The sequence below is a fragment of the Actinoallomurus sp. CA-142502 genome (assembly GCF_050936355.1).
Classification (GTDB): domain Bacteria; phylum Actinomycetota; class Actinomycetes; order Streptosporangiales; family Streptosporangiaceae; genus Actinoallomurus; species Actinoallomurus iriomotensis.
The window spans coordinates 485,120-506,023 of the sequence record NZ_JBNJMY010000001.1; the positions used below are offsets into that span (position 1 = coordinate 485,120).

Genomic DNA, 20,904 nt, shown 5'->3' on the forward strand with positions numbered 1-20,904 from the left:
AGATGTCAGTAGACATGTAGTTGTCAATTATATATAACTGCGGACATGGAACCCACGGATCGGCCGATCGGCTACTGGCTCAAGCACCTCGACGGGCTCCTGGAGTCCACCCTCGACCGCACACTGGCCGGGCACACGCTGTCCCGGCGCCACTGGCAGGCGATGAACGCCATCAGGGACGCGCCGCTGACCGCCGGCGGCCTCAGGGACGCGCTGCGCCCCTTCTGGGGCGAAGGAGCGATCACCCTCGAAGACGTCCTCGGCGACCTGGCCGAACGCGGCTGGGTCACCGAGGACGACGGCCGGTACGCGCTGACCGCGCCCGGGCGGACCGCCCACGCCGCCGTGGCCGAGCGTGTCGGCGAGACGCGACGCGCCGTGCTCGACGGGCTGACCGAGCAGGACTACGTCGCCACCGTCCGCGCGCTCAGCCGGATGGCCGCGAACCTCGAACGCCGGGCGGGCGCTAGTTGAACGGCCAGATGCCGCCGCCCCGCTTTTTTCCCTTGTGCGGCTTGGTGCGTGGGCCGTTGCCGTTGCTGACGAAGATGACGACCGAGGTGTCCTTGTCGGCCTTCACACCGGTGCTCGGCGAGGTGTAGGCGACCGTGCCCTTGCGCTGGTCGGAGTCGATGGCGCGCGGCGAGACCTGCACGCTGAAGCCGGCCGCCTCGATCTGGTGGGTCGCCTCCTGGACCGACAGGCCACGGACGTTCGGGATGCGTGCCTGGCCCAGGTCGCTGAAGTCGTTGACGGAGGTGTGGAAGGACGAGGCCTTGGTGCCGCGCAGCGCGCCCTCCATCGAGGCCCGCCAGACCGGGCCGACGTTCGAGCCGTAGACGCCGGGGCTCGGGTTGCCGAACGGCGCGGCCGGGTCGCCGAACCAGACGACCGCGGACAGGTCCGGCGTGTAGCCCGCGAACAGCGCGCAGGAGTGGGCTTCGCAGGTGCCGGTCTTGCCCGCGGCGGGACGGCCGATGCCCAAGCCGCGGCCGGTGCCGTTGGTGATCACGCCTTGCAGGATGCGGGTGACCTCGTCGGCGACGCTGGTGTCGACCGCCTTGCCGCACTTGGCCTTGGGGACGTTGATCTTCTTGCCGGTGGAGTCGGTGACGTCCGTGATGGCGATCGGCGTGCAGTACTGGCCGCGGGCGGCGAAGCCGGCGTACGCGGCGGCCATGTGGGTGACGTCGATGTTGTTGGTGCCGAGGACCTGGGAGGGCACCTGCTGCAGCGGCTGGCCGTTCGCCTGCTTCATCCCGAAACTGGCGGCCATCTTCGACGCCTCGCACAGCCCGACGCGCTGTTCGAGATACGCGTAGAAGGTGTTGATCGATTCCCAGGTGCCGGTGTTGAGGTTGGCCGACTTCTGCTTGGAGGTCTCGGCGTTGCTGAGCGTCCAGGGCTCGAAGTGGTTGCCCTTGCAGTCGGTGTAGCCGCTGACGGTGGTGCTGTTGGGTGCGGGGAGGGTGGTGCCGACGCTGTAGCCCTTGTCGAGGGCGGCGGCGAGGGTGAAGATCTTGAAGGTGGAGCCGGCGGAGTAGCCGCCGTTGCCGCCGTGGGCGTAGTCGGCGGCGAGGTTGAGGGTGGTCTGGCCCTTCTTCCTGCTGTCGCCGTAGGTCTTGCTGACGACCATGGCCTTGATCTCGCCGGTGCCGGGTTTGACCATCGCCTCGGTCGCGGTCTTGGCCTTGTTCGGTCGTAGCGCCAGTGCTCTTTGGGCGGCTTTTTGTGCCTTCATGTCGAGGGTGGTGCGGATGGTGAGGCCGCCGCGGTAGAGGAGGCGTTCGCGGTCGGCGGCGGTCTTGCCGAACGCGGGGTTGCCCAGGATCTCGTCCTTGACGTACTCGCAGAAGAACGGGGCCTTGCTGTCGACGCAGTCGGCCTTGGGCTTTTTGATGTGCAGCGTGATCGGTGTCGCCGCGGCGGCGTCGGCCTGCGCCTTGGTGATCATCTTCAGCTGCGCCATCCGGTACAGCACCGTGTTGCGGCGGTCGGTGGCGCCCTTCTGGTTGATCTCCGGGTCATAGAAGTACGGGCTGTTGGTGACACCGGCGAGCAGCGCCGCCTCCGACAGCGTCAGCTGTGAGGCGTTCTTGCTGAAGTAGTACTGCGAGGCCGCCTGCACCCCGTACGCGCCCGACCCGAAGTACGCGATGTTGAGATAACCCTGCAGGATCTGCTGCTTGGTCAGCCGCTTCTCCACATTCACCGCGTACCGGAGTTCCCGCAGCTTCCGCCCGAAGTTCGGCGCCTTGGCCGCCTGCGCCTCCTCGTCCGTCCTGGCGTTCTCCACCAGCAGGTTCTTGACGTACTGCTGTGTCAACGTCGAACCGCCCTGCTTGATCCCGCCGTCCTGCGCGTTGGTCACCAGCGCGCGGAAGGAGCCCTTGAAGTCCAGCGGGCCGTGGTCGTAGAACCGGTCGTCCTCGATCGCGACGACGGCCTTCTGCATGACGGGCGCGATCTGGTTCAGGCTCACCGACTCACGGTTGTGCTCATAGAACACCGCGAGGACCTGACCATCCGCGGAGTACACCGTGCTCCGCTCCGGCGGCGGCGACAGACTGAAGTCATCCGGCATGTTCTGGAAGTTGTCCGACGCGTCCCGCGCCGCCATCCCCACACTGCCCACACCCGGCAATGCCAGCAGACCGACCAGTACCCCCGCGAAGGCAGCCGCCCCGAGCAGTCGCAGCAGCTTGACGATCACACGCTCTTGATCTTCCCTCGCACCCATCACGCACCATAGGTTACGCGGGACGAGACGCACATTTGGCACAGGTCACCGCAGACGGATGACTAGTTCGTTGCCGTCGGATGGCCCGGAGGGGCTATTTCGAGAATGGGCCCATCGGGGACTGTTGAATCCTCCCGTCGTTCCGTAAGTTCTTCCCCACGGCTTTCGTATGGCGGCCTGACGTCCGCGCCCGTCCGGCCTGGGCTCGCAACGACAACCGACCAAGGGGAGTGGGGCCAAGATGTGGATCACTGATTGGACCGCCCGCGCCGCCTGCCGTAACGCGGATCCCGACGCGTTGTTCGTGCAGGGCGCCGCTCAGAACCGGGCGAAGCTGATCTGCCGTGGCTGCCCAGTGCGTACCGAGTGTCTCGCGGACGCCCTCGACAACCGCATCGAGTTCGGTGTGTGGGGCGGCATGACCGAGCGCGAGCGGCGTGCGCTGCTGCGCCGGCGTCCCGACGTTACGTCGTGGCGTGAGCTGCTCGAGACCGCCAAGGAGCAGTACGAGCGGTCTCAGGACCCAGAAGAAGAGCTCGTCGCGAGCTGATACTCACCTGGCCTGGCAGCCGATGGAGGGCGGTCAGGCCATCGTCATGCCGCGGGCTCGGTGGCCTCGCCGGCGAGGTCGTTGCCGATGGCGCGCAGACCCTCCAGGTCGTGCACGTCCTCGGCCATGGCGCCGACGGTCGCCACCGGCACGCTCGGATGCGACGAGGTGAAGCTCTCCCGCAGCCGCGACTCCCGTGCGGTGATGTGCATGCGTTCGGCGTGCAGCCGCAGCAGCGACGCGGTCAGCTGGTGACTGCCACGCGCCTCCAGCGTCTCGGCGGCCGCCTGGCTGCGCACCGCCGACAGGTGTGAGGCGTCCGAGCGGTGCACGCGGTTGACCACCAGACCGGCCATCGGCATGTGCTCCTCGGCGAGCCGCTCCACGAAGTACGACGCCTCACGCAGCGCGTCGGGTTCGGGCGCGGCCACGACGAGGAACGCCGTGCCCGGTGCCTGGAGCAGCCGGTACGTCTGGTCGGCCCGCTCGCGAAAGCCGCCGAACACCGTGTCGAAGGCCAGTACGAACGTCTGCATGTCGCGGATCAGCTGACCGCCGAGCACCTTCGTGATGACGCTGGTGAACATGCCGAACCCGGCGGTCACCACCTTCATCCCGAACCGCCCGCCGGCCTTGGCCGGCGCCATCAGCAGCTTGATGAGCCGTCCGTCGAGGAACCGGCCCATGCGCTCGGGCGCGTCGAGGAAGTCCAGCGCCGAACGCGACGGCGGCGTGTCCACGACGATGAGGTCCCAGTCGCCGGAGCGGTGCAGCTGGCCGAGCTTCTCCATCGCCATGTACTCCTGCGTGCCGGACAGGCTGGAGGACAGCGACTGGTAGAAGGGGTTGGCCAGGATCTGCTGGGCGCGTTCGGGGTCGGCGTGCGCTTCGACGATCTCGTCGAAGGTGCGCTTCATGTCGAGCATCATCGCGTAGAGGTCGCCCTCGACACCTTCGACCGCGCGCGGGGTGTTGTCCAGCTCGGACAGGCCGAGCGCCTGCGCGAGCCGCCGCGCCGGGTCGACGGTCAGCACGACGACGTCCCGGCCGCGCTCGGCCGCGCGTACGCCGACGGCCGCCGCGGTCGTGGTCTTGCCCACGCCGCCGGACCCGCAGCACACGATGATCTTCGTGTCGGGATCGTCGATGAGGGTGTCGATGTCGAACACCGGAGGGACCTTCACGCCGCCCCCTGCCTTCTGAGTTCGTCGGCGAGTTCGTACAGCCCGGCCAGATCCATGCCGTCGCTGAGGTGCGGCAGTTCGTACTGCGGCACGTCGGTGTCGGCGAGCCGGGCCATCTCGCGTCCTTGCAAGGTCGTACGCCGCGCGTGGTCGGCGGCCTCGGCGGCGAGAGCCTGGGCGATCTCGGCGGCGTCGTCCTCGACGCCGGCCGCCTTGACGCCCATGCGGATGGACTCCACGTCCAGTTCGTCGGTGAGCGCGGCCGCGAGGTCGGCCTCGGGCAGCATCGGCGGCCGGACCATGTTGATCATCAGGCCGCCGACGGGCAGGCCGATCTGGCGCAGGTCGGCGATGCCGTCGACCGTCTCCTGGACGGGCATCTCCTCCAGGAGCGTGACGAAGTGCACCGCGGTCTCGGGGCTGCGGATGACCTTCATCACGGTGTCGGCGTGGTGCCGGATCGGTCCGACCTTGGCGAGCCCGGCGACCTCGGCGTTGACGTTGAGGAAGCGGCTGATGCGGCCGGTCGGCGGCGCGTCCATCACGACCGCGTCGTAGATGAAATGGCCCTTTTTGTCCTTGCGGCGTACGGCCTCGCTGGCCTTGCCGGTGAGCAGGACGTCCCGCAGGCCGGGGGCGATCGTCGTGGCGAAGTCGATCAGGCCGAGGCGGGTGAGCGCCCTGCCGGCCCGGCGCAGGTTGTAGAACATCTCGAGGTACTCGAGCATCGCCTCTTCGGGGTCGACCGCCAGGGCGTACACATCGCCGCCCTCGGGCGCGACCGCCACCTTGCGCTCCTCGTACGGCAGCGGTGGGCAGTCGAACAGCTGGGCGATGCCCTGCCGCCCCTCCACCTCAATGAGCAGGACCTTGCGACCCTCGGCCGCCAGGGCCAGCGCGAGTGAGGCGGCGACCGTCGTCTTTCCGGTGCCGCCCTTGCCGGTGACCACGTGCAGGCGCACGCCGTCCCAATCGGTGTCTCTCGCCCTCACTCTTGCGAGGTTATCGTCCGGTTCGGGGACGTCTCCCGGCGAGTACAAGTGACGTCCGACACGCCTACCACGGGACGGGCTAGTGTCGGACATAGAGGGAAGTGGCCGTCAGAAAGGTGAGCCTCGTGGCTGAAGCGGCGATCATTCTCCTGTGCGTCCTCGCATTCTTCGTATTGCTCATCGTCATCTCGTCCGTCAAGGTCGTGCAGCAGGTCGAGCGTGGCGTGGTGTTCCGCCTCGGTCAGGTGCAGTCGCACTTCCGCGCGCCCGGGCTGACCTTGATCTTTCCCATGATCGACCGGATGACCAAGGTCAATATGCAGACGGTCGCCATGGGTGTGCCCGCTCAGGAGGGGATCACACAGGACAACGTGAGCGTGCGCGTCGACGCGGTGGTCTATTTCCGGGTGATCGATCCGGTCAAGGCCATCGTCAACGTGCAGAACTACAACTGGGCGGTCTCCCAGGTGGCGCAGACCTCCTTGCGGTCGGTGATCGGCCAGGCGGACATGCAGCAACTCCTGTCCGACCGCGAGACGATCAACGCCGAACTGCAGCGGATCATGGATCAGGCCACCGAGGCGCCCTGGGGGATCAAGGTCCAGCGAGTCGAGATCAAGGACGTCTCGCTGCCGGAGGGCATGAAGCGCTCGATGGCCCGTCAGGCCGAGGCCGAGCGGGAGCGGCGGGCGCGCATCATCACCGCCGACGGTGAGTTCCAGGCCTCCAAGCGGCTCGCCGCCGCGGCCGAGGTCATGGCCCAGGACCCGGCGTCGCTCCAGCTTCGCCTGCTGCAGACCGTCGTCGAGGTCGCGGCGGAGAAGAACAGCACCCTGGTGATGCCCTTCCCGGTCGAACTGCTGCGGTTCTTCGACCGCGCCGCAGGCGGTGACCAGACGCCCCGCGAGGGCACGCCGCGCACCGACCTCGCCGAGCGTCTGGCCAAGGCCGAGGAAGACCTGGCCAAGGCCGCCGAACCCTCCTCGATCGACTCGGTCAAGGACGTCCCGCCCGTGCCGGGCCTCGAGTCCGACGCGCCCGTGGGACACCAGGGGATCGAGGCGCCGAGGGACCGGTCCACGCAGACGCCGAACGTGGAGGGACCGGCCTGAACCCGCCTGCCGCGGAACACGGCGGGTCGCTCTGGGACATCCTCGCGGGGCCGTACAGCACGGCGGACGGCGCGCCGGAGGTGACCCGGTGGCTCGGCGACGGCTACGAGCCCGGCGATCGCGTCCGGCTGGGTGACCCGGCGACCGGGGCGTACGTCATGCTGAGCCGGTTCATGGACCGCTACGTCGTCGCGGAGATCTTCGATGCCCGCGGCCTGTCCGGCGACCAGGAAGAGCGCCTCAAGGCGCTGGGATGGGACCTGGGGAGCAGCGGCACCTCGCCGATCATGCCGACCTGGAACCTCGGCTGGAGATGGTACGAGGAGGAGGGCGAGTTCCTCGCCGGCCGGGCGGAGAGCGTCATCTCCGCGCTGCGCGACGTGCTCGCCGTGCCGGAGGAGCGGGTGCGGTGCCGGGCCTGGGGCGACGACGGCCCCTTCGCCGTGCCGTACCGGCTCTCGCACCTTGACGAGCGGCCCACGGAGCGGGGCGCCGCCGGAGAGTGCACCGACTGGGCGGACCTGCGGCAGCGGCTGGACTGGGTGCTGCAGACCCTGCCGACCGACGCCGCCGTGCTCATCAGCGGGCCCGGGAAACCCAGGACGACGGTGCAGTTCATGACCCACTTCGGCAACGGCACCATCGCGACCAGCGCGCTCGACCCCGAGCTGATGTCGGCGTACCTGCCGGAGCCGGACGACGACGACCTGACCGAACGCGAGCGGCGGATGTTGGAACTCGGCTGGCGACCGCGACAGCAGACCCCGGGGCTCGCCGAATGGACGCTCGGCGAGCCGGTGGTGTGGGCGGACATCGGACCGCTGGCCACGCAGGCGGTGGAGGCGCTGCGGGCGCTGGGCTGTGAGTCACCGGCGGGGCTGGAGTTCAGCACGTTCCGCAACGGGTCCAAAGATGACCCGGACCACCTCGGCGCGGAGCTGGGCCTGCGGCCGAGGTGACGCCGCCGGGGCGGTTAGAGTGCCGCTCATGACACGCTACGAATACGCCACCGTGCCGCTGCTGGTGCACGCCACCAAGCAGATTCTCGACAACTGGGGCGACGACGGCTGGGAGCTCGTCACCGTGATCCCCGGCCCCAACCCGGAGAACCTCGTCGCGTACCTGAAGCGGGAGAAGGCGTGAGTACGCCGGAGCGAGTGAGAAGGGGAGCGCGACCATGAGGCCCGAGGAACGCATCGCCGGGCTCGGCCTGGAGCTTCCCGACGTCGTGGCGCCGTTGGCCTCGTACGTGCCGACGGCGCGTTCGGGCGTGCACGTCTTCACCTCGGGGCAGCTTCCGATCGTCAAGGGCGAGCTGATCGCCACCGGCAAGGTGGGCGCCGAGGTGGACCCCGAACGCGCCGCCGAGCTGGCCAAGATCTGTGCCCTCAACGCCATCGCCGCCGTACGTGCCGAGGTGGGCGAGCTGTCGCGCGTACGCCGCATCGTCAAGGTCGTCGGGTTCGTGGCCAGCGCGCCGGACTTCTACGGCCAGCCGCAGGTGATCAACGGGGCGAGCGACCTGCTCGGCGAGGTGTTCGGCGACGCGGGCCGGCACGCCCGCAGCGCGGTCGGCGTCGCGGTGCTGCCGCGGAACGCCCCGGTCGAGGTAGAGCTGATCGCCGAAGTCGAATAGCTTTCGGTCGGTACGCCCCTGTCGGCAGGGGACCGTCCAGAGCGAGGAGGCGCCTTGGCGGACGCATCCGGCTTCCGGCTGCCCGACGGGCTGGCCGAACGCGCACGAGACATCAGCGAGGGCAGGGTGGAGGCGGCCGTCCCACGCGACGCCTCCACCGTGATCCTCCTCCGCGACTCTCCGGCCGGGCTCCTCGTCTACCTGCTGCGACGGGTGTCGTCGATGAAGTTCGCGCCGGGCGCCCACGTCTTCCCCGGAGGCTCGGTCGACCGGCGCGACGGCGACGTCACGATCGGCTGGGCCGGGCCGTCCCCGGCCGAGTGGGGCGGTGCCTTCGGCGCCACGGAGACGCTCGCCCGCGAGCTCGTCTGCGCCGCCGTACGCGAGACGTTCGAGGAGTCCGGCGTGCTGCTGGCCGGCCCGGCAGAGGACGCCATCGTGCCCGACACCAGCGCCGACGAGTGGGAGGCCGACCGGGAGGCGCTGCTGGACCGGTCGTTGTCACTGGCCGAGCTGCTCGCCCGGCGCGGCCTCGTGCTCCGCGGCGACCTGCTGCGCCCGTGGGCGCACTGGATCACTCCGGAGATCGAAAAGCGCCGCTACGACACGAGGTTCTTCGTCGCCGCGCTCCCGGAGGGCCAGCGCACCCGCGACGTCAGCACCGAGTCCGACCGGGTCGTGTGGATCCGCCCGGCCGACGCGGCGGACGCCGCCCGGCGGGGTGACATGCCGATGCTCCCGCCGACCCTGGTGACGCTGACCGAACTGGCCCAGTACGACTCCGTGGCGGCCGTCCTGGCGGCCCGCCGTACGATCCAGCCGCTCGTCCCCTCCGCCCGCGTCATCGACGGCGGCGTTTATCTGGTGATGCCCGAGGGGGTGACGCTGTGATGAGCATCGACGGTATGGGTACGGAGCGGGCGCTCTGTGTTCTGGCGCCGAACCCCTCGGAGATGACGCTCGACGGCACCAACACCTGGGTGCTGCGTGAGCCGGGCGGCGCGCGGTCCCTCGTCATCGACCCGGGCCCGGAGGACGAGCGGCACCTGCGCCGCGTCGCCGAGGTGGCGGGACCGGTGGCGCTCGTCCTGCTCACCCACGGCCATCCGGACCACGCGGAGGGCGCCCGCACGTTCGCCTCGCTCGTGGGCGGGGTGCCCGTACGCGCGCTGGACCCCGCGCTGAGGCTCGGCGATGAGGGCCTGGCCGAGGGCGACGTGGTGGAGCTGGACGGCCTGGAGCTGCGGGTCATGCAGACGCCGGGGCACACGCCGGACTCGCTGACGTTCTGGCTGCCCGCCGACCAGGCGGTGCTGACCGGCGACACCGTCCTGGGCCGGGGCACGACGGTGGTGCATCGCCTGGGCGACTACCTGGCCTCCCTCGATCGCCTGCGCGCGATGGCCGAGGGCACGCGGGTGATCCTGCCGGGCCACGGGGCGAAGCTCGACGACCCGGTGGGCGCGCTGGACTACTACATCGCCCACCGCCGTGAACGCCTCCAGCAGGTCGAGGACGCCCTCGCCGCCGGCGCCCGTACGGCCCGGGAGGTGGTGGAGCGGGTGTACGTGGACGTGGACCGCTCGCTGTGGCCGGTCGCCGAGGCGTCGGTCCAGGCACAGCTGGACTACCTCGCCGAACGCGGGGTCTGACGGCCCGATGGAGATCCTGAACAAGGACGTCGTGGTGGTCGGGCTGGGCGGATTCGGTTCGGCGGCGCTGTGGCGGCTGGCGCAGCGGGGCGTCGAGGTGGCCGGCGTCGAACGCCAGGCCATCGGCCACCACCTGGGCTCCTCGCACGGACGGACCCGGCTGTTCCGCGTCGCGTGCCAGGAGCATCCCGGCCTGCCGCCGATCGCGCTGAAGACGCTCGCGCTCTGGACCTCGCTGGGCGAGGAGACCGGAGAGACGCTCGTACGCCAGACCGGTTGCCTCAGCGTCGGTGCGCCGGACAGCGGGCCGGTACGCGGCGCGCTGGAGGCCGCCGCGGCCGCCGGAGTCCCCGTCACGTCCCTGAGTCACGACGAGCTGGTCGCGCGGCAGCCGCAGTACGCGGGCCTCGCGCCCGGCGACGTCGCCGTGTGGGACCCGGGAGCGGGCGTCTGCTATCCCGAGCGGAACGTACGGGCCCACGTCGCCGCCGCGCGACGGCTGGGCGCCGACGTCTACCCGCACACCATGGTCACCGAGATCGAGGCCGACGACGACGGCGTCACCGTACGGACGCCGACGGTGGCCTTCCACGCGTCGCAGGTGGTCGTGGCGGCCGGCGCGTGGCTGGGCGCGCTCGTGCCCGGCCTGCCGCTCCGGCCGCGCCGTACCCCGCTGTACTGGTTCGCGCCGCGCGACCCGGCGTCGTCCGACTTCACCCTTGCGCGCTTCCCCGCGTTCATCTGGCGACGGGAGAACGGCGACGGGCTGTGGGGGCACGGCTCCGACGAGGACTTCGGCGTCAAGGTCGGCCTGGACCGCGACGAGCCGCACGACGCCGTCGACCCGGAAGAGCTCGACCGGTACATCCACCCGGGCACGGACCTCGACGAGCTGTCCTCCGCCGTCGCGGCGGCTTTCCCGGGACTCGACCCGCGGCCGGCGAAGGTCATCCCGTGCATGGTCACGGACTCGGCCGACGGGCAGTTCCTCGTCGGACGCCTGCCCGAGCGGCCCCGGATCGTGGTCGCGGGCGGGGACAGCGGGCACGGCTTCAAACACGCGGCCGGCGTCGGCGAGCTCCTCGCCCAGCTGGTCACCGGCGAGGACCCGTACTGCGCCGTGGACTTCCTCGACCCCGGGCGCTTCAGCCGGTGACGGTAGAGGTGATGGCGCCGCCGTAGCCGCGTCGGCGGTGGCCATGGTGCAGATGTCGCAGACTCCGGCGACCTGCGCGTGGTGGCAGCGCTAGGCCGCGTCGATGTCCGCGGTGAATTCGAGCAGTGCGTCCGCGACGCGCTGCGGAGCCTCCTGAGCGGCGTAATGGCCGACTCCGTCCAAGAGCACCGACCGGATCTCGCCGGACGCTGCCCGGGACATGGTGGCGAACGTGAACTGCCCGCCGCCGGCCCCGATGGCCAGCACCGGGGCCCGGAACCCGCCCGCCTCGGCGAGTTTCTTCAGTTCGGCGCCCTCGCGCAGCATCGAGCCGTAGAGGCCGGCCGCGCCGCGGAACCCGTCCGCCCGGGAGTAGGCGCGGGTGAACTCGCCGATGTCGGCCGCGGTGATCGATCCCGGCACCGCGGTCATCGACGGGAACGCGTACCGGCTCAGGAACTCGTGCTCGCGCCCGGCCAGCAGCATCTCGGGGATGCCGGGAGCGGCGAGGACGCCGATGTGCCAGGCGCCGCCGTGGGTGACGTCGGCGAGTGCCTCCAGTCCGAAGCCCGCCAGTCCCATCTCGATGGCGGTCAGGCTGAGCACATCTTCCGGATGGGTGACGGCCAGCCGGAAGACAGTCGCGCCGCTGATGTCCTGGCCGGTCAGGTGCACGGGGCCGAGGCCGAGGTGCCGGATGAGCTGGTGCAGGTCTTCGGCCGCGGTCCGGCTGTCGCAGTCGCCCGGCCCGATGGCCGAGTCGCCGAAGCCGCGCAGGTCCACCGCGATCACCCGGTGGCTCGCCGTCAGCAGGGGGATCAGCTTGTGAAACGCCCACCAGGTCTCCGGGAACCCGTGGACCAGCAGGATGGGCGAGCCGCTGTCGCCGGCCGAGACGTAGTGCAGGCGCGTGCCGTTGAGATCGGCCGTGTGGTGGGTGACGCCGGGCAGGGTCGCGCCGGGGGTGGTGGTCATCGTGCTCTCCGAATTTCGACTACTTGGTTGTCGACCAAAATAGTCCCCCTGGTTGTCGATGTCCAGGTAGTCCCCTTGGTTGTCGATATTGTTGGGGTGCGTTAGCCTGGACCGATGCCTCGCACCGGTGCCGACCTGGCGCTCCTTCTGCTGGCCGGGTTCCGCTCTCTCGCGGACGCCGCGACGGCCGAACTCGCCCGGCGGGGCTACCCGGGCCACCGCCCCCTGCATGACTTCGCGATGCACGCGATGCTCTCGGGAGCGGACAACGCGGCCGAACTCGGCCGCCGCCTTTCCATTTCGAAGCAGGCGGCCGCGAAGATCATCAACGTGCTCGAGGAGCGCGGCTACGTCGCCCGCGAACCGGACCCGGCCGACGGGCGCCGCAAGCGGCTGCGGATAACGCCGCGCGGCTCCGACCTGCTGCGCGAGGGCGAGGAGGTCTTCGAGGGGCTGCGGCGCCAGTGGGAGCAGCGGATCGGCACCGACCAGCTCAAGGAGCTCGAAGAGCGGCTCACCGAGCTGGTCGGGGCCGCGCCCATGCGCTTCGACACTCTCGGGTGGATGGCCGAGGGTTCCGACGGCCGCTCCTAACCCCAGGACCGGCCATGCCCCGACCTTGGTCGGCGGCGAGCACCGTGGCGTAGTCGGAGAGTTGTTCGGGTGCCGTCCACCGGACGGATGTCCAGTCCGTCCGCGTACGGCCGCGAAAGGCCGCGGAAGGGAGGCTAGCCGAGGCGCAGTCGGCCGGCGGTGAACGTGGTGAGCGCTCGGTCGATCTCCTCCGGCGGCCGGCGGAGTGAGCTGAGGGGAAAGCGGAGTTCACGACGGCGCAGTGCGCGTCGTACCTCGGGCTGGTCGAGTCCGCTCACGCCCGGCGTGGCCGCGGTGACGCCCGGCGCGAGCTCGACGGTGAGCGACCGCCCGCCGCGCAGACCGACCTTCGCGACCTTGGACCAGGGGAGAAAGCAGGGCTCCGGCGCGATATCGACGCGGCAGCGAAGCCCGGCCGGGGACAGAAGGAGTACCTCCGGCGGGACGCCGATGGCCGTCCAGGTCGCCCGCATGCGCCGAACCGCGGTGAACTGCCTCCGGGCATCGGCCACCAGGATCAGGCCCGCGACTCCCACCCCGGCCATCGGCAAGGAGACCAGGCCGAATCCCGCGATCGCCGTGGCGCCGATCGCGATGCCCAGGATGAGGCAGCCTCCGACCACGGAGCTCCACGCGGAACCGCGCCTGGAACGCAGGAGGGCGGCTCGCGTCCTCGCCACCGCGTCCGGGTCGGCCTCGACGACGAACTCCGGCACCTGGATCTCCGTCTCTGGAGCTGAGGGCGGTGACCCGGTCAGCGGGAGCGTTTGCGGAGGCGTTCGATGTCGAGGACCTGGACGGCGCGGGCCTCGATGCGGAGCCAGCCGCGCTGGGCGAAGTCGGCCAGCGCCTTGTTGACGGTCTCGCGGGAGGCGCCGACGAGCTGGGCCAGCTCCTCCTGCGTCAGGTCGTGGTGGACGTGCAGGCCGGTCTCGGTGGGCTGGCCGAAGCGCTCGGCCAGGTCGAGCAGGGCCTTGGCGACCCGGCCCGGCACGTCCGTGAAGACCAGGTCGGCCATGATCTCGTTGGTGCGGCGCAGCCGCTGGGCCAGCGCGCGCAGCAGGTGGATGCCGATCTCGGGGTGACCCTTGAGGAACGGCCACAGGTCGCTGTGGCTCAGCGCGGCCAGCCGTCCCTCGGTCACCGCGATCGCGCTCGCCGTACGGGGCCGCGGGTCGAACAGCGACAGCTCGCCGAACATCTCGCTCGGTCCCAACACGCTGAGGAGGTTCTCCCGGCCGTCGGGGGCCGTACGGGTAAGCTTGATCTTGCCTTCGAGGACCACGTAGAGGCGGTCGCCCTCCTGGTCTTCGGAGAACAGCGTTTGACCACGTGACAGGTGCACCTCTGTGACCGTGGCTCGCAGCGCCCTGGCTCCCTCTTCGTCGAGCGCCTCGAATAGCGGCGCCCGGCCGAGCACCTCGACGTCGCGGTCGTTCACGTTTCCTCCTCGGTAACCTACGACCATAAGTGTGACGCACGTCGCAGTGTGAACGTGACGCGGCCCCCCTTTTACTCTCACGTTCCGTCCGCGGCGACCAGGGATGACCGGTTTCCGGTTCGTGGTCGCGGCCCCGCCCGGACGCTTTACCCTGACAGGCATGGCGACGGATGTGACCCCACGAGCGCGAGCCCGCAAGTGGCAGTCGGAGACGCGTCTGGGGCTCGTGCGGCGGGCGCGGAAGATCAACCGGGTGCTCGCCGAGACCTACCCCGACGCGCACTGCGAGCTGAACTTCGAAAACCCCTTCCAGCTTCTGGTCGCCACGGTGCTGTCGGCGCAGACCACCGACAAGCGGGTCAACCTCACCACCCCGGCACTGTTCGCCAAGTACCCCACACCCGAGGACCTGGCGGCCGCCGACCCCGAAGACGTCGAGGGGATCCTCAAGCCCACCGGGTTCTTCCGCGCCAAGACCAAGTCCGTCATGGGGCTTTCCGCGGCGATCCGGGACGACTTCGGCGGAGAGGTGCCCCGGACGCTCGACGAGATGGTCAAGCTGCCCGGGGTGGGGCGCAAGACCGCCAACGTCGTGCTCGGCAACGCCTTCGACGTGCCCGGCATCACCGTCGACACGCACTTCTCCCGGCTGGTCCGGCGGTTCCGCTGGACGGCCGAGACCGACCCGGTCAAGATCGAGTACGAGGTCGGTGAGCTGATCCCGCGCAAGGACTGGACGATCCTGTCGCACCGGCTGATCTGGCACGGTCGCCGGATCTGTCACGCGCGGCGCCCTGCCTGCGGCGCCTGCCCGCTCGCCCCGCTGTGCCCCTCGTTCGGCGAGGGACCGACGGATGAGAAGACGGCGAGCAAGCTGGTCCGGCCGGGTCCGTTCTCGTGACCCGCGTCTTCGACGTCCCGGACTGCCCGGAGTGGCTGCGCGACTTCGTGGCCGTGGCGCCCGCCACGGAGGTGCCCGAGCAGCTGAGGCCGCCCGCCAACGGCGCGCGCGCCGCCGCGGTCCTCATCCTGTTCGGTGAGGGTCCGGAGGGGCCCGACCTGCTGCTCCTGCAGCGTGCCGACACGCTGCGCAAGCACGCCGGGCAGCCGGCCTTCCCCGGCGGCGGCATCGACCCCGGCGACGACGGGCCGGTCGGCGCCGCGCTGCGCGAGGCGGCCGAGGAGACCGGCCTGGACCCCGACGGCGTCGCCGTGCTGGCGACCATGCCGGAGCTGTACGTCTCCCACAGCGGCTACCGCGTGACCCCCGTGGTCGCCTGGTGGCGTGAGCCGTCCGCGATCGCAGCCGGCGACCCCGGCGAGGTCGCCTCGGTCGCCCGGGTGCCGATCTCCGAACTCGCCGATCCGGCCAACCGGCTGCGGATCCGGGGCCCGGCGGGACACCTGGCGCCCGCCTTCCGCGCGCGCGGAATGCTCGTCTGGGGGTTCACCGCCGGGATCCTCCACCGTGTTCTCCAGGTCGGAGGCTGGGAGCGTCCATGGGACAAAAGTCGCGTCGAAGAGCTCCCGCCCGAGGTCATCGATCTCGCCAAGCGCGAGTAGTCCCGCGTATGTACCGCGCCGGAGCGGATCTGGTCCGCCGAGGGGACGTGCGCGACCGCCTTTCCCCTATACGGTGAACCAGTGCTGGGCGATCACCTTCTCGATCTGATTCTTCTGGCGCTCGTCGTCCTGTTCGCGATCTCGGGTTACCGGCAGGGGTTCATCGTCGGTTCGCTGAGTTTCGTGGGCTTCGTCGGCGGCGTCATCGTCGGCATGCTCATCGCGCCGCCGATCGTCAAGGCGGTCGTCGACGGTCCGGCCCAGCAGGCGCTGCTGGCCATCGTGATCCCGTTTCTCACCGCGACGCTGGGTCAGCTGCTGGCCTCCTCGGTGGGCTCGGCCCTGCGCAGCCGCGTGACCTGGGAGTCCGCCCGCAGCGTCGACGCGGTCGGCGGTGCGTGCGTCAGCGGTGTCGCGCTCCTGGTCGTCGCCTGGCTGATCGGCAGCGCGCTGGTCACCTCGCCGTTCGTGTGGTTGCGCACGCAGGTCAAGGACTCCACCGTCCTGCACGGCGTGAACACCTTCATGCCCGACCAGGCCGAGACCTGGTTCTCCTCCTTCCGCGGGTTCGTCTCCAAGACCGGCTTCCCGCAGGTCTTCGGCGGGCTCGGCGGCGAGTCGGTGGTCGACGTGCCGCCCCCGGACACCAAGATCCTCAACACCCCCGAGCTGCGCCAGGCCCGCAAGAGCATCGTCAAGATCATCGGCACCGCGCGCAGCTGCCAGCGCAAGATCGAGGGCACCGGCTTCGTGTACGCCCCGGGCCGCGTGATGACCAACGCCCACGTGGTCGCCGGCGTCGACTCGAACCCACACGTGTTCACCATGGGCAGCGGCACGTTCAGCGGCCGGGTCGTGCTGTACGACTACAAGCGCGACGTGGCCATCCTCGACGTGCCGGGCCTGTCCCTGCCGACGCTGAAGTTCGACGGCACGGCGCACACGCGCGACGACGCGGTGGTGGCCGGCTTCCCGAAGAACCACCCCTTCACCACCCGCCCGGCGCGCATCCGGGCGAAGCAGAAGGCGCGCGGCCCGGACATCTACCACTCCGGTCAGGTCACCCGCGAGATCTACGCGATCCGGGCCCTGGTCGAGCAGGGCAACTCCGGTGGACCGCTCCTGGCCCCGAACGGCAAGGTGTACGGCGTGGTCTTCGCCGCCGCGCTGGACAACAAGGACACCGGCTATGTCCTGACCGCCGCCGAGGTGGCCCCGGACGCCCAGGCCGGCGTCAACGCGGTCAACGAGGTCTCCACCCAGTCCTGCTCCGACTGATTCTTCAGCTGAGGTTCGGTGCCAGGTCGGCGTCGGTCACGGCCGCCAGGCCGTCCTTCTCGATGCGATCGGCCATCCGCCGGGCGTGGGCCGCGAGCGACACGGCGGCGATGCCGTACGGGGCCGGGTCGTAGGCCGCGATGCGGTCGGCGGCGCGGCGGAGCAGGGCCTGGGCGCCCTGGGCGTTGCCGCGCCGTACGTGCGTGAAGCCCACCGCCAGCTGGGCCAGGCCCTTCCACAACTCGCGTTCCGGGTCCGGGGCGGCCTTCCAGGCGGCCTCCAGCACCTCGTGGGCGTGGAACGGGCGGTCGGCGTCGAGCAGCCGCTGCGCCTCGGCCAGAGCCTCCTCCGGCGGCGCGGTGTAGTCGTCCGGCACCCGGTCCTCGCCCCGCGCGCCGCGGGGGAGCGGGCGGCCGTACGCGTCTCGGGGGCGGGAGCTGCGGGCACGGCCCGCGTCGTCGCGGTCGCGGTCGTTCAACGGTCGGGCTCCGGGTCGGACAGCCAGCCGAGGAGCTCCTCGTCGAAGCTCTCGGGGCGTTCTTCGTGCGGGAAGTGCCCGGCGCCCTCGATCAGTTTCCAGCGGTACGGCGCCTCGACGTAGCGGCCCGAGCCCTGCGCGCTGCGCGGCAGCACCGTACGGTCGAGCGCGCCGTGCAGGTGCAGGACCGGTACGCGGATCGGGGCGCGCATCCGGCGGGAGTAGCGGATGCCGTCCGGGCGCAGCAGTGAGCGGATCGTCCAGCGGTGGTACTCCAGCGCGCAGTGGGCGACGGCCGGGATCTGGAAGGCGGTGCGGTAGACCTGCTCGGTGCGGGCGTCCGGCCAGCCCGGCCCGGACCAGTCGCGCAGCAGCTCGCCCACGAGGGCGGCATCGTCTTTGACCAGGCGTTTCTCGGGTGCGATCGGCAGCTGGAAGCCGAACACGTGGCGTGCCGCCCAGCCCTGGTGGCGCACGTCGGTCAGCAGCGAGTGGCCCAGGCGCAGTGGATGGGCGGTGGAGACCGCGACGAGGCGCTGCACGACCTTGGGGTAGTAGACGCCCATCGTCCAGGCGAGCAGGCCGCCCCAGTCGTGGCCGACCACCGTGGCGTTCGCCTCGCCGAGCGAGCGCACCAGCCCGGCGACGTCACCCGCCAGCGTGACCAGGTCGTATCCGCGCGGCGGCTTGTCGCTCCCGCCGTACCCGCGCAGGTCGACGGCTGCCGCGCGGTATCCCGCCGCGGCCAGCGTCTCCAGCTGCCGGCGCCAGGTCCACCAGAACTCCGGGAACCCGTGCGCGAGCAGGACCAGCGGCCCGTCGCCGAGCTCGGCGACGTGGAAGCGGGTGCCGCCCGCGCTCACCGATCGATGCCGCCAGGGGCCTTCGATCAGGGCGGCGGATTCGTCGGACATGACTTACTCGGTGAGGGCGGGCTTGGATTCGTCGCCGCCACGGCGGAGCATGGCGATGTCGTCCTTCATGGTGCGGCGCGTCCGGCTGACGCCGGTCATCTTCTTCATCCGCCACAGCCCGATCCCGATGAGGATCGCGGCGAGCACGACGTACGCGCCGGCGACGATGAGGAAGGCCGCCCAGTTCCAGATGCCGGCCGTCATCAGGCCGTACGCGGCGGCGATCGACAGCAGGATCACCACGATGCCGCCGATGAGCCCCGCGACGGCGAACAGCGTGCTGCCGAGGGCGGCCTTCTTGGCGTCGTCCTTGAGCTCGAGCTTGGCCAGCTCGATCTCGGACTTGACCAGGCGGGAAACACTTCCGGTGGCGATGGCGACCAGCTCACCGAGAGACTTGTCCTCGAGCTGCCCGTCGGACCGTACCTCCGTCATGGTTCTCCTCTCCGTACGGGACGACGTGTCCCCGGGCGCGGGCGACGGCGGTCGGCTTGATCAAGACCGCCTAGTCAGAGGTTAGTCCTGTCCGGCGTCACGCGTCGTGACCATCCCTTTTCGGATTCCCCTTCGGGGCGCCGTACACGCGCGGGAGGGCGCGGCCTACCGGCCGCGCCCTCCCGTGTCGCGTACTGGCTGAGGCCCGTCGGCGTGTCTACTCCTCCTTCTGGGCCGGCAGCTTCTCCTTGATCAGGTCCATGACCGTGCTGTCCGTCAGCGTGGTCACGTCGCCGAGCGAGCGGTGTTCGGCGACGTCACGGAGCAGGCGGCGCATGATCTTGCCCGAGCGCGTCTTGGGCAGCTCGGGGACGATCATGATCTGCCGCGGCTTCGCGATCGGGCCGAGGTGCTTGCCCACGTGGTCGCGCAACTCGGCGACCAGGGCGTCACCGTCGTCCACCGTGTCGCCGCGCAGGATCACGAACGCGACGATCGCCTGGCCGGTGACCGGGTCGGTGGAGCCGACGACCGCGGCCTCGGCGACCTTCGGGTTGGAGACCAGGGCCGACTCGACCTCGGTCGTGGAGATGTTGTGGCCGGAGACGAGCATGACGTCGTCCACGCGGCCGAGCAGCCACAGGTCGCCGTCCTCGTCCTTCTTCGCGCCGTCGCCGGCGAAGTACAGCCCGTCGAACCGGGACCAATACGTCTTGACGTACCGTTCGTCGTCGCCCCAGATCGTCCGGAGCATCGACGGCCACGGCTCCTTGACCACGAGGAACCCGCCGCCGCCGTCCGGCACCGGCTTGCCCTGGTCGTCGACCACGTCGGCCTCGATGCCGGGCAGCGGACGCATCGCGGCGCCGGGCTTGCCGTGCGTGACGCCCGGCAGCGGCGAGATCATCAGCGCGCCGGTCTCGGTCTGCCACCACGTGTCGACGACAGGGGTACGGTCGCCGCCGATGTTGGTGCGGTACCAGACGTACGCCTCCGGGTTGATCGGCTCACCGACCGAGCCGAGGAGCCGCAGCGAGGACAGGTCGTGCTGGGCCGGGATCTCCGCGCCCCACTTCATGAACGTGCGGATCGCGGTGGGCGCGCAGTACAGGATGGTGACCTTGTACTTGTCGACGAGCTCCCACCAGCGGCCCTTGTGCGGCGTGTCGGGCGTGCCCTCGTACATCACGCTGGTCGCGCCGTTGGAGAGCGGCCCGTACACGATGTACGAGTGCCCGGTCACCCAGCCGATGTCGGCCGCGGTCCAGAACACGTCGGTGTCGGGCTTGAGGTCGAACACCGCGTGGTGGGTCCAGGAGACCTGCGTGAGGTAGCCGCCCGAGGTATGCAGGATGCCCTTCGGCTTGGCGGTGGTGCCGGAGGTGTACATGACGTAGAGCGGGTGCTCGGCGTCGTGCGGCTGGGCCTCGTGCTCCTCGCTCTGGCGGTCGACGAACTCGTGCCACCACACGTCGCGGCCGTCGGTCCAGGCCACGTCCTGGCCGGTGCGGCGTACGACGAGCACGTTGCGCACGTGGTCGAGGCCCGCGATCGCCTCGTCGACGGCGGGCTTGAGGGCGCTCGGGGCACCACGGCGGTATCCGCCGTCGGCGGTGATGACGACGTGGGCGTCGCAGTCCTCGATGCGGTTGCGCAGCGCGTCGGAGGAGAAGCCGCCGAAGACCACGGTGTGCGGCGCGCCGAGCCGGGCGCAGGCCAGCATCGCGATCACGGTCTCCGGGATCATCGGCATGTAGATCGCGACCCGGTCGCCCTTGTTCACGCCCAGCTCGATGAGCGCGTTGGCGGCCTTGCTGACCTCGCGCTTGAGGTCGGCGTACGTGATCGTCCGCGTGTCGCCCGGCTCGCCCTCCCAGTGGTAGGCGACCTTGTCACCGTTGCCCGCCTCGACGTGGCGGTCGACGCAGTTGTACGCGACGTTGAGCTGCCCGCCGGTGAACCACTTGGCGAACGGGGGGTTCGACCAGTCGAGCACGTTGTCCCATTTGGTGTGCCAGTGCAGCCGCTCCGCCTGCTTCTCCCAGAACGCCAGACGGTCCGCCGCCGCCTCGCCGTAGGCGGCCTCGGTGACGTTGGCCGCCGCGGCCAGCTCCGCGGGGGGAGCGAACCGCCGGCTCTCTTGAAGAAGGTTGGACAGGGTTTCGGTTGGGGGTTCCTGCGCCACGGTGCGCTCCTTCGGCCAA

Annotated in this window: 23 protein-coding genes; 13 read left to right on the plus strand and 10 right to left on the minus strand. The window is 70.5% G+C overall.

Features of this window, described 5'->3' with window-relative positions; all coding sequences use genetic code 11:
* Positions 1-45 precede the first annotated feature (45 nt).
* Positions 46-474 carry a MarR family winged helix-turn-helix transcriptional regulator gene (locus ACQEV1_RS02745; protein WP_433390744.1) on the plus strand — a complete coding sequence of 143 codons (429 nt, stop codon included), beginning with the start codon at positions 46-48 and terminating at the stop codon, positions 472-474.
* Here the strand turns inward: ACQEV1_RS02745 and ACQEV1_RS02750 are convergent.
* A complete protein-coding gene (locus ACQEV1_RS02750) occupies positions 467-2,713 on the minus strand; it encodes a penicillin-binding protein (RefSeq protein WP_433390747.1) in 2,247 nt (748 codons plus the stop codon). The two genes, ACQEV1_RS02745 and ACQEV1_RS02750, sit on opposite strands and share 8 nt — an antisense overlap.
* 268 nt (positions 2,714-2,981) lie before the next feature.
* Between ACQEV1_RS02750 and ACQEV1_RS02755 the strand changes: the two genes are divergently transcribed.
* Positions 2,982-3,290, plus strand: coding sequence for a WhiB family transcriptional regulator (locus ACQEV1_RS02755; protein ID WP_285584468.1), 309 nt, complete (start codon positions 2,982-2,984; stop codon positions 3,288-3,290).
* Between the two features lie 44 nt (positions 3,291-3,334).
* On the opposite strand, the gene ACQEV1_RS02760 is transcribed toward ACQEV1_RS02755, so the two are convergent.
* Entirely contained in the window at positions 3,335-4,474 is a 1,140-nt protein-coding gene (locus tag ACQEV1_RS02760; protein WP_285634762.1) for an ArsA family ATPase, read from the minus strand.
* A complete protein-coding gene (locus ACQEV1_RS02765) occupies positions 4,471-5,466 on the minus strand; it encodes an ArsA-related P-loop ATPase (protein ID WP_285634765.1) in 996 nt (331 codons plus the stop codon). The genes ACQEV1_RS02760 and ACQEV1_RS02765 overlap by 4 nt, the downstream gene beginning before the upstream one ends.
* Positions 5,467-5,591: 125 nt before the next feature.
* Here ACQEV1_RS02765 and ACQEV1_RS02770 point away from each other — a divergent pair, with 125 nt between their 5' ends.
* The 7 genes from ACQEV1_RS02770 (at position 5,592) to solA (ending at position 11,022) form a co-directional block, all read left to right on the plus strand.
* Positions 5,592-6,578: a slipin family protein gene (locus ACQEV1_RS02770; protein WP_433390753.1), complete on the plus strand. Its 987-nt coding sequence runs from the start codon at positions 5,592-5,594 to the stop codon at positions 6,576-6,578.
* Between the two features lie 80 nt (positions 6,579-6,658).
* Positions 6,659-7,537 (plus strand): TY-Chap domain-containing protein, encoded by an 879-nt coding sequence (locus ACQEV1_RS02775; protein WP_433390756.1) that lies wholly within the window; start codon positions 6,659-6,661, stop codon positions 7,535-7,537.
* 28 nt (positions 7,538-7,565) lie between these two features.
* Positions 7,566-7,721: a hypothetical protein gene (locus ACQEV1_RS02780; protein WP_285584477.1), complete on the plus strand. Its 156-nt coding sequence runs from the start codon at positions 7,566-7,568 to the stop codon at positions 7,719-7,721.
* Between the two features lie 34 nt (positions 7,722-7,755).
* Positions 7,756-8,214 (plus strand): RidA family protein, encoded by a 459-nt coding sequence (locus ACQEV1_RS02785; RefSeq protein ID WP_433390761.1) that lies wholly within the window; start codon positions 7,756-7,758, stop codon positions 8,212-8,214.
* 54 nt (positions 8,215-8,268) lie between these two features.
* Complete coding sequence (locus tag ACQEV1_RS02790; protein ID WP_433390764.1) at positions 8,269-9,105, plus strand: NUDIX hydrolase; 837 nt, start codon at positions 8,269-8,271, stop codon at positions 9,103-9,105.
* A complete protein-coding gene (locus ACQEV1_RS02795; RefSeq protein ID WP_433390767.1) occupies positions 9,105-9,866 on the plus strand; it encodes an MBL fold metallo-hydrolase in 762 nt (253 codons plus the stop codon). The genes ACQEV1_RS02790 and ACQEV1_RS02795 overlap by 1 nt, the downstream gene beginning before the upstream one ends.
* Before the next feature lie 7 nt (positions 9,867-9,873).
* Complete coding sequence (gene solA / locus ACQEV1_RS02800; RefSeq protein ID WP_433390770.1) at positions 9,874-11,022, plus strand: N-methyl-L-tryptophan oxidase; 1,149 nt, start codon at positions 9,874-9,876, stop codon at positions 11,020-11,022.
* A 90-nt stretch (positions 11,023-11,112) separates the two neighbouring features.
* On the opposite strand, the gene ACQEV1_RS02805 is transcribed toward solA, so the two are convergent.
* Positions 11,113-11,997 carry an alpha/beta fold hydrolase gene (locus tag ACQEV1_RS02805; protein ID WP_285634783.1) on the minus strand — a complete coding sequence of 295 codons (885 nt, stop codon included), beginning with the start codon at positions 11,995-11,997 and terminating at the stop codon, positions 11,113-11,115.
* Between the two features lie 114 nt (positions 11,998-12,111).
* On the opposite strand from ACQEV1_RS02805, the gene ACQEV1_RS02810 reads away from it, so the two are divergent.
* A complete protein-coding gene (locus ACQEV1_RS02810) occupies positions 12,112-12,591 on the plus strand; it encodes a MarR family winged helix-turn-helix transcriptional regulator (RefSeq protein ID WP_433390774.1) in 480 nt (159 codons plus the stop codon).
* Between the two features lie 134 nt (positions 12,592-12,725).
* On the opposite strand, the gene ACQEV1_RS02815 is transcribed toward ACQEV1_RS02810, so the two are convergent.
* Both ACQEV1_RS02815 and ACQEV1_RS02820 read right to left on the minus strand, forming a co-directional pair.
* Positions 12,726-13,307: a hypothetical protein gene (locus tag ACQEV1_RS02815; protein ID WP_433390777.1), complete on the minus strand. Its 582-nt coding sequence runs from the start codon at positions 13,305-13,307 to the stop codon at positions 12,726-12,728.
* Positions 13,308-13,345: 38 nt separating this feature from the next.
* Positions 13,346-14,032, minus strand: coding sequence for a Crp/Fnr family transcriptional regulator (locus tag ACQEV1_RS02820; RefSeq protein ID WP_285584491.1), 687 nt, complete (start codon positions 14,030-14,032; stop codon positions 13,346-13,348).
* A 160-nt stretch (positions 14,033-14,192) separates the two neighbouring features.
* On the opposite strand from ACQEV1_RS02820, the gene nth reads away from it, so the two are divergent.
* The 3 genes from nth (at position 14,193) to ACQEV1_RS02835 (ending at position 16,873) form a co-directional block, all read left to right on the plus strand.
* Complete coding sequence (nth, locus tag ACQEV1_RS02825) at positions 14,193-14,933, plus strand: endonuclease III (RefSeq protein ID WP_285634792.1); 741 nt, start codon at positions 14,193-14,195, stop codon at positions 14,931-14,933.
* The gene (locus tag ACQEV1_RS02830) at positions 14,930-15,595 is read left to right on the plus strand and encodes an NUDIX hydrolase (protein ID WP_349497929.1); all 666 of its coding nucleotides are present in this window, start codon (positions 14,930-14,932) and stop codon (positions 15,593-15,595) included. Before nth ends, ACQEV1_RS02830 begins: the two co-directional genes overlap by 4 nt.
* An 81-nt stretch (positions 15,596-15,676) precedes the next feature.
* Complete coding sequence (locus ACQEV1_RS02835) at positions 15,677-16,873, plus strand: MarP family serine protease (RefSeq protein ID WP_432705668.1); 1,197 nt, start codon at positions 15,677-15,679, stop codon at positions 16,871-16,873.
* A 4-nt stretch (positions 16,874-16,877) separates the two neighbouring features.
* Here the strand turns inward: ACQEV1_RS02835 and ACQEV1_RS02840 are convergent, their stop codons facing one another.
* The 4 genes from ACQEV1_RS02840 to acs all read right to left on the minus strand — a co-directional run bounded on the left by ACQEV1_RS02840 (position 16,878) and on the right by acs (position 20,885).
* A complete protein-coding gene (locus tag ACQEV1_RS02840; RefSeq protein WP_433390783.1) occupies positions 16,878-17,351 on the minus strand; it encodes a DUF309 domain-containing protein in 474 nt (157 codons plus the stop codon).
* Positions 17,348-18,265 (minus strand): alpha/beta fold hydrolase, encoded by a 918-nt coding sequence (locus ACQEV1_RS02845; RefSeq protein WP_433390786.1) that lies wholly within the window; start codon positions 18,263-18,265, stop codon positions 17,348-17,350. The genes ACQEV1_RS02840 and ACQEV1_RS02845 overlap by 4 nt, the downstream gene beginning before the upstream one ends.
* A gap of 3 nt (positions 18,266-18,268) precedes the next feature.
* The gene (locus ACQEV1_RS02850; RefSeq protein ID WP_285584499.1) at positions 18,269-18,700 is read right to left on the minus strand and encodes a phage holin family protein; all 432 of its coding nucleotides are present in this window, start codon (positions 18,698-18,700) and stop codon (positions 18,269-18,271) included.
* A 217-nt stretch (positions 18,701-18,917) separates the two neighbouring features.
* Positions 18,918-20,885 (minus strand): acetate--CoA ligase, encoded by a 1,968-nt coding sequence (gene acs, locus ACQEV1_RS02855; RefSeq protein ID WP_285634801.1) that lies wholly within the window; start codon positions 20,883-20,885, stop codon positions 18,918-18,920.
* Positions 20,886-20,904 lie beyond the last annotated feature (19 nt).